General features: G+C 37.5%; 12 protein-coding genes. All 12 read right to left on the bottom strand.

The annotated features are described in order from the left end of the window. Positions 1–138: 138 nt before the first annotated feature. On the bottom strand, positions 139–1245 hold the full coding sequence (locus ACEN33_RS06640; RefSeq protein WP_138405112.1) for an ABC transporter ATP-binding protein: 1107 nt from the start codon (positions 1243–1245) through the stop codon (positions 139–141). Positions 1246–1294: 49 nt separating this feature from the next. Then, positions 1295–2122, bottom strand: a complete 828-nt coding sequence (locus ACEN33_RS06635; protein WP_138405111.1) for a hypothetical protein — start codon at positions 2120–2122, stop codon at positions 1295–1297. A 16-nt stretch (positions 2123–2138) separates the two neighbouring features. Then, complete coding sequence (locus ACEN33_RS06630; protein WP_138405110.1) at positions 2139–2987, bottom strand: sugar ABC transporter permease; 849 nt, start codon at positions 2985–2987, stop codon at positions 2139–2141. A gap of 2 nt (positions 2988–2989) precedes the next feature. Further along, the gene (locus ACEN33_RS06625) at positions 2990–4297 is read right to left on the bottom strand and encodes a carbohydrate ABC transporter permease (protein WP_407089912.1); all 1308 of its coding nucleotides are present in this window, start codon (positions 4295–4297) and stop codon (positions 2990–2992) included. Positions 4298–4385: 88 nt separating this feature from the next. Further along, complete coding sequence (locus ACEN33_RS06620; protein WP_138405108.1) at positions 4386–5633, bottom strand: extracellular solute-binding protein; 1248 nt, start codon at positions 5631–5633, stop codon at positions 4386–4388. A gap of 116 nt (positions 5634–5749) precedes the next feature. Further along, a complete protein-coding gene (locus tag ACEN33_RS06615; RefSeq protein ID WP_407094765.1) occupies positions 5750–7045 on the bottom strand; it encodes an alpha-amylase family glycosyl hydrolase in 1296 nt (431 codons plus the stop codon). Positions 7046–7181: 136 nt separating this feature from the next. Continuing rightward, the gene (gene glpO / locus ACEN33_RS06610) at positions 7182–9017 is read right to left on the bottom strand and encodes a type 1 glycerol-3-phosphate oxidase (protein WP_407094764.1); all 1836 of its coding nucleotides are present in this window, start codon (positions 9015–9017) and stop codon (positions 7182–7184) included. Next, positions 9017–10534, bottom strand: coding sequence for a glycerol kinase GlpK (gene glpK, locus ACEN33_RS06605; protein ID WP_407094763.1), 1518 nt, complete (start codon positions 10532–10534; stop codon positions 9017–9019). The genes glpO and glpK overlap by 1 nt, the downstream gene beginning before the upstream one ends. Positions 10535–10575: 41 nt before the next feature. Next, positions 10576–11289 (bottom strand): MIP/aquaporin family protein, encoded by a 714-nt coding sequence (locus tag ACEN33_RS06600; protein ID WP_138405104.1) that lies wholly within the window; start codon positions 11287–11289, stop codon positions 10576–10578. 17 nt (positions 11290–11306) lie between these two features. Continuing rightward, positions 11307–11681, bottom strand: coding sequence for a dihydroxyacetone kinase phosphoryl donor subunit DhaM (dhaM, locus tag ACEN33_RS06595; RefSeq protein WP_338489610.1), 375 nt, complete (start codon positions 11679–11681; stop codon positions 11307–11309). Then, positions 11681–12262 carry a dihydroxyacetone kinase subunit DhaL gene (gene dhaL, locus ACEN33_RS06590; RefSeq protein ID WP_407089895.1) on the bottom strand — a complete coding sequence of 194 codons (582 nt, stop codon included), beginning with the start codon at positions 12260–12262 and terminating at the stop codon, positions 11681–11683. Before dhaL ends, dhaM begins: the two co-directional genes overlap by 1 nt. A 12-nt stretch (positions 12263–12274) precedes the next feature. Continuing rightward, positions 12275–13267: a dihydroxyacetone kinase subunit DhaK gene (gene dhaK, locus ACEN33_RS06585; RefSeq protein ID WP_407089896.1), complete on the bottom strand. Its 993-nt coding sequence runs from the start codon at positions 13265–13267 to the stop codon at positions 12275–12277. Positions 13268–13332 lie beyond the last annotated feature (65 nt).

The raw sequence follows: 13332 nt of genomic DNA, 5'->3' as shown, positions 1-13332 counted from the left end.
AATGGAATAAAGACTTGAGTTATAAAAGAATCGAAAAGCGACATTTCCCCCATGGGGGAAACCCTATACCTAAAAGTCTAATGGGGTATGTCTTTTGAATAACAATAGTGTTGCATTTGATTTGACAACAGAGGTCTTTTATTTTTTAATTACTTCTTCTGTGTCTACATCAAAGAAATGACCTTTATTCATATTGAAAGCGAGTTCTACCGTTTCGCCAGGTCCATGAGTATCACGTGCGTCTACACGGGCAACAAACGTTGTATCTCCTACTTTCGAGTGAAGCATTGTCTCAGACCCCATTAACTCAGACACTACAACTTCAGCGTTAACACGTGCTTCAGAGTGTAAGTCTAGTGCCACTTGCTCTGCATTAATGTCTTCTGGACGAATACCGAATACGACATCTTTTCCTTCGTAGCCTTTCTCTTCTAATAGACGACGAGCAGGTTCGTATACTTCAACATCAATTTCTTTACCATCTGTGATACGTCCATTTGAATAAGTTACATTAAAGAAGTTCATTGCAGGTGATCCCATAAAACCTGCTACGAACATGTTCACTGGACGATCATATACTTCTCTTGGTGAACCAATTTGTTGAATAATCCCACGGTCCATGATGACAATGCGTGTTGCTAAAGTCATCGCTTCCGTTTGGTCATGGGTAACGTATATCGTAGTTGTGTTTAATGTGTTATGTAGTCTAGCGATTTCAGTACGCATTTGAACACGTAATTTCGCATCTAAGTTTGATAATGGCTCATCCATCAAGAACACTTTTGCGTCACGAACAATCGCACGCCCTAGTGCCACACGTTGTCTTTGTCCACCAGACAAAGCTGCTGGTTTACGCTCTAAGAACTCTGTTAAACCTAAAGTTTCAGCTGCTGAATCGACACGCTTTTTGATTTCGTCTTTTGAGTATTTACGTAATTTTAAACCATAAGCCATATTATCAAATACAGTCATATGTGGATAAAGAGCGTAGTTTTGGAACACCATTGCGATGTTTCTATCTTTTGGCTCAACATCATTCATCACTTCTTCATCGATAACTAGCTCGCCTTTTGTAATGTCTTCAAGGCCAGCAATCATTCTAAGTGTTGTTGATTTCCCACATCCTGATGGTCCGACAAAGACGATAAACTCTTTATCATCGATTTCTAAATTAAAATCAGAAACAGAATAAGTATCATTTCCTGGGTATTGTTTATAAATATTATTTAAATTTATTTTAACCATTATAGTATAGCTCCTTTATTTTTTAGTAGTAGCAATCCATTATTATCCTTTATTTGTTTTGTACATAATGTTCATTAAAGTGTGTTTTCCAATAAACCCACATTAACATGAGAACAAACAATAATCCTTGAACCGTCAACATGGTTGTTGGATTTCCACTGACTAAACCAATCACCATAGCCATGACAGTTGGTAACCCTAAACAATTTAAGACGATCGTTAAAGCTTCAGAAAACGAATTAATATCGTACATATCATTTTTTCGCATAAAGGATAAGAAGAAACTTGATCCTAATACTAAGAATAGCAGACTCACTATTATTAGAACACTTAATTGAATATAATTTGTTAAGATAATCGATGTTCGATTACTCCAAAACCATTGTTGTGACATCAATTCTTTTAAATTCTCTACGTCTTCAACTTCATTCATCGGCTTGTCACCTGTATAAGGTTGATAAAACAGAGATGAGATGTCTTCACCAAAGATAGTCTGATCAGAAGTATAAATAATACCTCCTCGATCACTCAATAATGTTTCAGCTGCTTCGATTGAAGGTGTTAAGCCAATAATGAATTCATCATTTTCTTTAATGATCTTATCTTCAGTAATCATAAGATTTGTTCCGCTATTACCAAGAGTATTTAACTCTTGAACGACTGATTCGTCGATATAATCCATCACTTCAGGCACATAGTTTGTTAAGTCTGCGCTAGTTGTTCTACCCAACTGTAATGATAAAGGTATCATCATTAACGAAGCGAGCAGAATCATGACAACTAACTTTTGCCAGTGTATTAAATACTGTCTATGTGTAAAACTTTTTACTGCAGAGAATGCAGTTAAAAAATAATTGATTGGAAATACATGCGCCATATAAATCATTCCTTATCTAACCTTTAGTACCGCCACTCGTTAATCCAGATACAAAATTCTTTTGTAACATAAAGAATAGAATGGAGATTGGAACCGCAATTAAGATTGCACCAGCGGCAAATAGTGCGACACGTTGATTTCGTGTGTCATTAATAAAAGTTTGTAAACCAACAGCGACCGTATATGATTCTTGACTTCTTAATAAGAATCTAGCTAACATGAAATCCCCGAAAGGTCCCATGAATGCCCATAAAGCTTGAACGGCGATCATAGGTCTAACCAGTGGTGTTACAATCTCCCAGAACGTTCTAATATGTCCGGCACCGTCAATTTTTGCGGATTCATCTAAGTCATAAGGTACTGTATCAAAGTATCCTTTCATTAAGTAAGTATTCATTGGAATACCTCCACCAATATAAAGGAATGAAAGGAACCAAAATTCATTAATCGCATCTAATAAGAAAGCCATGACGAAGAAGGCTGTTAAAGCTGCGGTTGTTGGAACCATTTGGATAATTAAAAACATCATTAAACTATTTTTTCGTCCCATAAAACGGTAACGACTGTATGCGTAACCTGCTAAAGTAACAATGGTTACTTGAACAATCATTGTACTGAAGGCTACGATTAATGTGTTGACATACCATCTACCATACATCGTCTCATCGAATAATCGTCTAAAGTTATCTAACGTCCATGTTGCATTTAAATCTAATGAGAAGGACGTGATATTACCTGCCTGAAAGGCTGAACTCGCTGTTACTAAAAGCGGGTACATGATAATAATCGATAAGACAATCATAAATAAATACGTTAAGATCTGTCCGATGAGTCTTTTTGCTTTCGCTGAACCTTTCTTCTTCATAATTATTCATCCTCCATGTTAAATGCATTTGTCCGTTTAAATACAATCAACGTCACACCAATAACGATAAATGATACGATGATTGTTAAAGCAGCTGCAAGTGAATATTGAGGGGAGTTATTCGTCGTCAGCTTGAATATCCAAGAAATTAAGATATCCGTCTGTCCGGCCCCGCCACCCGCACTTCCGGGTCCACCATCATTAAATAGATAGATCATAGTGAAGTTATTAAAATTCCCAGTATATTGAGTGACGAATACTGGAGCTGCTACAGCAAAGACTGTTGGCATTGTGATGTCACGGAAACGTCTAATAGCTCCAGCGCCATCAATTTTGGCTGCTTCATATAAATCTTCAGGAATCGCTTGTAAAATACTTGTCGTCATAACGTAAATATAAGGGAAACCTAACCAACCTTGAATCATAATAATTGCAACTTTGGTCCAATAAGGATCTGTCTTCCAAGCAATTCGTCCGATATCCATGAATGGGATAAAGTTATTTAGAAACGGAATAACTTGGGTGTTAATGGCTCCAACTGAATCGTTAAACATATTCGAGAATGACATAATTGTAATGAACGCAGGCACAGCCCACGGTAATAAGAAAATAACCCCAAAAATACGTTTACCTTTAATGAACGGTTGGTTAGCAATGACTGCTGTGAACACTCCTAAAACAATTTGTAATGTAGTCGCACATAGCGTCCAAATAATTGTCCAAGAGAATACCGATGTGAATGCATCACGGAAAGTACTTAAAGTGAATATATTAAGAAAGTTTTCTAAACCTACCCAACTTAATAATTTTGCCGGTGGCATATTCATAATACTGTAGTCCATGAATGCCATAAATATCGTTACGAGAACTGGGAATATAATTGCAAAGATCATTGCTAAGTATGCCGGTACAATTAATAAATATGGAAATCCATTTTTATATACATTATTAAAAAGTTCACGGAAAGTTTTATTTACGTGAATACCAGAGTTCCAGTGTGACGCCACTTTCTTCGCATCATAAATATTGAATACGTAGAAAAATAAAAATATGATAGTAACTAATACTTGTAGTGTTCCTCGAATCATCATAAATAATGAATGATCTTCCATCGGAGTTGTTCCAAGCGTTACTAAATCATATATGGCTTGAATTCCAAAAACATTTAATTCATAAACGAATAAAATTGCTACAGCTAAAAATAAGATACCTTTGATAATTTGCTTATTATAAAGTTGCCCAAGACCTGGGATAATTGACAAGGCAGCTGCCAATTTCTCATTTTTAATTGACTTTTTTTCTACTTCCATCATAAAGCCTCCTCTAATACTTCCCAAACTAATGATTAAAAAATCTGGCTGGCGTAGGCCAACCAGACATTGTTAGTTAATTTCAGTATTAATAATTTTGTTGAATTGTTTGCGTAATTAACTCAACTGCATCGTTTGCCGATTCTTCTGCAGTTTTAGTTCCGGAAGCTGCATCAAACATTAAACTTTCAGCTCCTACCCATACCTCGGCCATTTGAGGGATATTTGGCATTGGTACTGCGTTTTCATATACTTCAATTACAGCTGCTGTTAACTCGCTGTCTGATTGAGCTGCTTGCTCACGAGCTACTTGGTTCGCAGGAATTTCGCCTAAGCGTTCGTACATAATTGTTTGTTGCTCTTCACTAGTTACCCAGTTTAAGAACTCTTGTGCTAATTCAGTTTTTTCAGTAAAGGCTGAGACTGCCCATGCTTTCCCTCCACCAAATGGTTTGTATTCTTCACCATTAGGTAATGTTGGGATTGTTGTAGTAGCATAAGGAATTCCAGAGTTATTGAAATCATTTGCCATCCAAGGTCCAGTAATTACTGCAGCAGTATTACCTTCCATGAATGATTGGTTAATGAAGTCTGTAGCACTAGTTACGTCTAACATACCTTGTGGCCAAGTGTTTTGGTACCAGTTTGTTGCGTATTCAATAGCTTCGATAGCGCCTTCATTATTTAATCCAATGTCTTCAGTATTTGTTCCATCTTCACCAAATACATATCCACCGTAACCAGCCAATAGACCATAAGTCATATAGAAGTCAACCCAGTTAGTTAAGAAGCCAACGTTACGTCCTTCTTCATCTTCAAATGCGAAACGCTCATCTTGAGAAATCGCTTCTAATTCTTCAAATGTTTCAGGGGCAGCATCTAATAATTCTGTATTGTAGAACATTACTAATGTTTCAATAACAGTTGGCGCTCCATAAATTTGACCGTCCATAGTTACTTGTTGCTGATCTGTCTCATTGTAGCCAGCATCCTCATTCAGAGTCACAGGTTGGATTAAACCTTGCATACCTAATGAACCAATACGGTCATAAGGTGCGATAACTACGTCCGCTCCTGTTCCAGCAGGTCCATCTAATGCTAAACCATCTAATACTTCGAACATATCTGTGTCCCAAACTTCAACACTTACACCATGCTCTTCTTCAAAAGCTTCGATATTTTCAATAACATAGTCATAATGACCAGCGGCAGAGATAATGAGTGTTTCCTCTTGTGCTAATACTTCCTGTGCAGGTAGTAATACACTTGCAGCGACAGATGCTCCTAGAATTGCAGTTGTAGCACCAGTAACAATTTTTTTCCAATCAAATTTCATTGATTTTCCTCCTATTTTTGCGTTTGTGTAAACGCTTTAATTACTACAATTATAATACCGCAATCGTTTGCATTAATCAAGCGTTTTCAACTAAAAAATTCACATTTATTTCATAATTAGTAATTATTCACAAGTAAAGCCAGCGGCGTATTGGCTATATCTAGCTTTCCGTCTGTAATTGTTACTTTTTCATCTGATATTAAATTCGTATATTCGCCATCTGCGACTGGGAAATCGATGGATCCTTCTGAGTCTTTTAAGTTAAATACTCCATAGAAAGTTTGTTGAGCATTTTTATAATTTAAAGTCACTGTATTTGTCTCATTATCTGCTTCAAGTGAATATAAACCATCTAAGGGAACAAATTCTTTCTGAATTTGGGCTAACTTAGCTAAAAACTCGCTAATGTCATGTCCGCTATCCCAAGCAATTGGGTCGCGATCAAATAAACTTGGTGTCATCTCCGCTAATACTTCTTGTCCGTTATAAATCAGCGACGATCCTTTTTGCATAAAGGTGAAGGCCGTCCATTGCATCAATTCACTGTCTTTTGGAATACGATGTCTAATTCGTAAATGATCATGGTTTTCTAGGTTTCTCATCTTCACATAATTCCAAGGATACGTGTAATCTTGTACTTTAAGACGTTCAATATATGCTTCGATATCAATCTTGCCTTCTATATATAGTTCAAAATGATCATAAACATCATAGTCATAAGTCATATCAAAGGCTTGATAAATTTCACTGTCACTTAGCGCAATCATATCTTTTGATCTTAATTCGCGAATAAAACCAGGATGAACTGATTCGGATAACCAAATCACTTCTGAATTAATTTCCTCCACGGCTTCCCTTGCTTGTAACCAAAACTCAATCGGTACTAAAGGTGCAACATCACATCTAAAACCATCTACACCACGTTTAACCCATTGTTCTAGTGTTTCAATTTGGTAATTCCATAGATCGGGATGTTTATAGTCTAAATCGACAATATCACTCCAATCACCGACGCGGTTCCCAAAATGACCTTCGGCTGTTTTATAGAACCAGTCAGGATGTTCATTAGCAAGAATAGAATCAGGCGATGTATGATTATAGACGATATCAATCATAACTTTCATCCCACGCTTGTGGATTTCTTCGATTAATTTTTCAAAGTCTTCCATTGTACCGTAATGTGGATCGACACTGCGGTAATCTTTAATCGCATATGGTGAGCCATCTTCTCCTTTGCGGCTCTTCTCACCTATAGGATATATCGGGAGAAACCAGACGATATCTGTTCCTAAATCTTTGATTCGATCTAACTCAGAAACGACTGCTTTGAATGTACCTTCTTCAGTGAAATTTCTAACAAAGATGCTGTAAATTACAGACTTTCTTAAGTTAATACTTGTTTGTTTTGCCATTTAATTTTTCTTTCTTTATTTAGTAAAACGTTTGCATTAATTTTAACGAAAACAATCCCCTTTTGTAAAGTTAATTGTTAATTTAAATATAATTAACTTGAATTATAATCTTTACAAAGGGGATGTTTGAGTTTAACTATTTTAAATCTTTGAGTGCATGTTCACTCATTGATTTTTCTAATTCTTGGGCTTGTCTTTCACTTTCTTCTGAACTTAATCCTAACTCTTCAGTAATGATTGCTTGGACTGGCTCAACTAAGCTATGCATCTCATCCGTTCTAAAGAGCATGTAGTTTGTCCGTCTTAAGAAGAAGTCTTCACTTGTTAGGTTTGCTTCTTCATGAATTGCATAGAGTAAACTTATTGCATCTTTGACTGGCAATGATAATTTATCTGCATAATCTTTGGCTTGATCTAAATATTGTAATACACGTTCAGCGTTTGAACCGTAAAGGTTTGCTAAGTAATCAGCCTCTTCTGAATTCAAACCAGTTTTTTCGTATAATTTAGCAAATTCTTGAATGGATTCATCGACACGCGTTTTGTCAAAATGTCCACCAGACACTTGGTACGCTTTAGAATCAATTAAAGTAAATTCTTTATCGGTCTGTTTGTTCAATGTATCGATCATAACTTTCATCGCGCCTTCGGCCATTTTACGGTAGTCAGTTATCTTTCCTCCAGCAAGGGTCAGAAGTCCAGTTTCACTGACAGATAAATCACTTCCACGAGAAATAGCGGATGGGTCGTTTCCAGACTCTGTATTATCACGATTCGCATCACGAATACCCTTCTCAACTTCGGCTCTTGGAACTCTTCCTTCATTATATTCAGTAAATAATAAAGCTAATTCGTCAAAGCTTTCATCTGATAATGCTCCATTATGCCCACCATTATAATCCGATCCACTGTTTCCTGAAATGAGTGGTCTTAGACCTGCCCAACTCGCTTCAATATCATCAATTGTAATCTTCGCATCTGGAAAACGTCGATTCACAATCTCAAGTAAATACTCAATGTCATGTAAGCTGACTTGAGGGTGTTTTAAATCACCATCATAATCTGTATCGGTTGTTCCAAAATACGTTTTAGTTTCTCTTGGTAGTACGAATACCATTCGTTTGTCACCTTCACCACTATCAAAGTATACGGGTGAATTAACAGGTAGCTTCTTAGCATCGACCACCAAATGAACCCCTTTAGTTGGGCGCATTTGAGGTGTTGTTTCAACTTCCGTATCAAGTGCTCGAATTGTATCACTCCATGGTCCGGTTGCATTAATAACTAACTGACTTTTCACTTTAAATGATTCTTGACTCAACATATCTTCAACAATGACAGACTGAATTCTTTGTTGATTATCATATTCAAAGCCTGTCACTTTTGCCCGACTTAAGACCACTGCACCATCTTCATGGGCTTGCTTAATGTTTTCAATAACTAAGCGTGCATCATTATTACGATAATCTAAGTAAAATCCACCGCCAATTAAATTTTCTTTAGCCAAGTTTGGTTGTCTTTCGATAACCTCTTCTCTTGTTAAGAGTTTATTTGCAAAGTCCGTCTCTTCGACACCAGCTAAACGGTCATATAAATCCATCGCCACTTCTAACTCTAATTGAGAAAAAGATGCACCTGGTTCGTCATATAATGGTAGTAACATTGGATCTGGTTTTGGTATGTGCGGTGCAATGCCTTGAACAACTGCACGTTCCTGAACTGTTTCAGATACAACTTCTACATCAAATTGCTTCAAGTAACGTAAGCCACCATGTACTAATTTCGTTGAACGGCTACTTGTTCCTTCAGAAAAATCTTGCATTTCGAGCAAGGCCGTCTTCATTCCACTCGCCGCTGCTTGTACCGCCAGTCCAGCCCCAGTAATACCGCCACCAATGATTACTAAATCAAATGTATCTGCTTGTAACTGTTCAATTACTTCAGATCTTGAGCGATATGATAGAACTGCCACTACTCATCTCCTCCTTGAGATTTCTTAGCATAATATATTGTTGCGTCTACTGCATTTTCCCATCCTTCATATAAAGCTTCACGTTTATCTTCTGCCATATCAGGTTCGAATGTTTCCCCGACTTCAATTAATTGTTTCAATTCTTCTTGGTCTTTCCAATAACCTACAGCTAAACCAGCTAAGTAAGCTGAACCTAGAGCAGTCGTTTCTAATAATTTTGCACGTACAACTTTTACGTTCGCAATATCAGATTGGAATTGCATTAAGTATTGGTTCATTGCTGCCCCACCATCAACACGTAATTCCTCAATCTCTAAACCAGTATCTTTCTTCATTGTTTCTAATACGTCACGTGATTGGTAAGCAATTGACTGTAATGTTGCTTTAACTAAGTCTTCTTTAGTAGTACCGCGCGTTAAGCCATAAACTGAACCACGAGCTGCTGAGTTCCAATGCGGTGCACCTAAACCAGTAAATGCTGGTACTAGATATACTTCATCTTCACTATTTGATTTATATGCCATCTCTTCAGTTTCTGGTGATTCTTTGAATAACTCAAGACCATCACGTAACCATTGAATCGCTGCTCCAGTAACGAAGATCGATCCTTCTAATGCATAGTGCACTTTACCATCAATGGCGTAACCAATTGTAGTAATTAAGTTGTTCTCAGAAGCTTTAGCTTCTTCACCCGTATTCATAATCATAAATGAACCTGTTCCGTAAGTATTTTTAACCATACCTGGTTCAAAAGCCATTTGTCCGAATAAGGCTGCTTGTTGGTCCCCTGCCATCCCTGCGATTGGCACTTCTTTTCCATAGAAATGATATGTCTTAGTGTATCCATAAACTTCAGAGTTTGATTTAACTTCTGGAAGCATTGAGGCTGGAATATTTAATAATTCTAGGATTTCCTCATCCCATTTTAGATCATGAATATTAAATAACATCGTACGAGCTGCGTTTGAATAGTCCGTGACGTGAACGTCTCCACCAGTTAATTTATAAACTAACCATGAATCAATTGTTCCGAATAATAATTCGCCGTTTTCAGCGCGTTCTTGTGCGCCATCAACTTTATCAAGAATCCAACGAACTTTAGTTGCTGAGAAGTACGCATCGATGACTAATCCAGTTTTGCCTTGAATCATATCTGTGTGTCCATCTTTAATTAATTGATTAGCGATTGAAGCCGTTTGACGAGATTGCCACACAATAGCATTGTAGATTGGTTTTCCAGTTTCTTTATCCCAGATGACAGTCGTTTCACGTTGATTTGTGATACCGATGGCTTCAATGTCTTTTGGTTGTAATTCACTTTCAATAATTGCTTTTGAAATTACCGCTTGTACATTGTTCCAAATCTTATTCGCATCATGCTCTACCCAACCACTTTGTGGGTAAATTTGTTCGAATTCTTCCTGGCCACTTCCAACGATTTCACCTTTTTTATTAACAATAATTGCACGTGAACTTGTTGTCCCTTGGTCGATTGACATAATATATTTTTCAGCCATTCATATTCTCTCCTTTTTTAATCTCAATGCGTCTCAAAAAATTAAATTCCTGCTAAAACTAGATTATAAATTAGACCTCCAACGATACCACCAACGATTGGTCCTAATACTGGAATCCAAGCATAGCCCCAGTCAGCGTTTCCTTTGTTTTTCATTGGTAAGAATTGATAAACGATACGTGGCCCTAAGTCACGAGCTGGGTTAATCGCATAACCGGTTGTTCCACCAAGTGAAAGTCCGATGGAAGCTACAATTGCACCAACGACGAATGGTCCAAAACCTGATGATAAGTTATTTGGTCCCATTGCCATTACACCAATCACTAGGACTGCAGTACCAACAACTTCACCAATGAAGTTTGACGTTGTATCACGAACAGCGGGTGCTGTTGAGAATGCGGCTAATTTAGTTTCTGGATCTGGTGTCATATCCCAATGTGGTAAATATTGTAACCAAACAACGACTTGCGCTAACATTGCCCCAATCATTTGAGCAATAATATACATAAATGCTGTACCCCAAGATACTTGTCCTAAGACTGCGAAAGCAATCGAAACTGCTGGGTTTAAGTGAGCTGGACTATAGAAACCTGACACAAGTACCCCTAAAGTTACCGCAAGACCCCAACCAAGTGTAATCATAATCCAACCTGTGTTTTCGCCCTTAGTTCCTTTTAACACATTACCTGCAACAACACCATTACCTAATAATACCAATATAAACGTCCCTAATAATTCTCCTACAAAATCCATAATTGCCTACCTCCATTTTTTTATTTGTTTATTTTTAACTCATTAAGCTGTACTTCAATTACTTCTATGTCTGCCTCTGCTTGTAATAGTGCACCGGCTGTATATGCTCCTTCAACTACTGGAACTTCATATACTTTCACTTCTTTATCTGACATTTCGACTGCCATTTCTAAATTCATCTTTGCACTTCCAAGATCAAAAAACGCGAGCAGTTTATCTTTTGGATTCTTTTCAATCATCTCTGAAGCGGCGTCAAACGTTGTTCCAATCTCGCCATCTTCGTCTCCACCAGCATGGGTAATACTGACATCTTTCGCTACTTCATCTAATAAATTATGAATTCCTTGAGCTATATCTTTCGAATGTGACATAATGACAATTCCATATTCCGACATTATTCTATGCCTCCTGCTTCTATAAATGCTTCAAATAATAATCCTGAGGAGTATGCACCAGGATCAATATGTCCAATTGAACGCTCGCCAACGTAGGAAGCTCTTCCTTTCGTTGCTTTCATATCTTTTGTGTTCTCAACGGCATCTTGGATCACTTTAGAAGTTAAAGTTCCTTCTTTGAGTGCTTTCACAACGGGTGACCATGTATCAATCATTGTCTTTTCGCCTTCAGTGGATTTACCACGTTTTTTAATTGCCTCCAATCCATCATTCATTGACTCTGCCAACACTGCTTCATTTTGCACACCTTTAGCTAGACCTAAAATTGCAGAACCATATAATGGACCCGCAGACCCTCCAACTTTACTCAAGAGATTTTTTGCTACCACTTTTAGAGCGTCTGCTGCTGTTTCTGGTTGATCGGTTTCTAAGCCTTCCATAACAGCTTTCATCCCACGGGACATATTATTCCCGTGGTCTGCATCACCAATAGGTGTGTCTAGTTCTGTTAATTTAACTTTTTCTGCTTGAACTTTTTCATTGAAAAGTTCCATCCATTTTAATACTACTTCTAATTCCATAAACCATCTCTCCTATTTCCAAGCAATTGTTTTCGCTGGTGCATTTAATGCTTCTAACCATTTCTCGTCTTTGAACTTAATCAATGTTAATGAAAGTCCCTGCATCTCTAGAGACGTCATGTTGTCGCCTACTTTTTTGAAACGAACATCAATATTTTTATCTTCGAGTAAGGCACGAACATCATTCATAAAGACATATTGTTCCATTAATGGCGTACCACCCATGCCGTTAATGAAGACACCAATCGACTCATCCTCTTTAATCTCGAATGATTCTAATAATTTAGTGACTAGTTCTGTAGCTAAGTCTTTTGAAGGTTTTAGCTTCTCAGAACGATAGCCTGGCTCACCGTGTATACCAACACCATATTCAATCTCATCATCAGCTAAATTAAAGCTTGGCTTACCACCTTCAGGCGTTGTTGCCCCAGTTAAAGCGAGACCAATTGTATGAATATTTGGGACAAATGCATCTGCTATTTCTTTGATTTCTGCTAAAGACTTCCCTTGATCAGCAAAGTAGCCCACTATCTTATGCACTAAGACTGTCCCTGCTACCCCTCGCTTACCTTGAGTGTACAGTGAGTCTTCGACTCCAATATCATCGTCTACTATAATTGTTTCTACTTCGATGTCTTCCATCTCAGCTAATTCTTGTGCCATTTCGAAGTTCATAACGTCTCCTGAGTAATTTTTGATTACTAAGAATACACCTGCTCCTTCATCTGCTGCCTTAATTGCTTCTAGTATTTGATCTGGTGCTGGGGAAGTGAATACTGGACCACTTACCGCTGCAGTTAACATACCCTCACCTACGAAACCTGCGTGCGATGGCTCATGACCGGCACCACCACCAGATACAACTGCCACTCGATTCTTTTTCTCAGAAGTACGGACAATCACATCAAACCCAGATAATCTTTCTACAATGTCATTGTGCGCATATGCTAATCCCTCTAACATTTCATCAACAATTTGACTCGGATTATTCATAATTTTCTTCATGAAACGACACTCTCCTTATTCTTTTGATGTCTTAATCTTACTAGATGAAAACGCTTATATCAATT

The organism is Ruoffia sp. FAM 24228, from assembly GCF_045528575.1.
In the GTDB taxonomy this organism is placed as follows: domain Bacteria; phylum Bacillota; class Bacilli; order Lactobacillales; family Aerococcaceae; genus Ruoffia; species Ruoffia halotolerans.
Note: the sequence above shows the minus strand (reverse complement) of the source record. Positions and strands in the feature narration are given on the sequence as shown.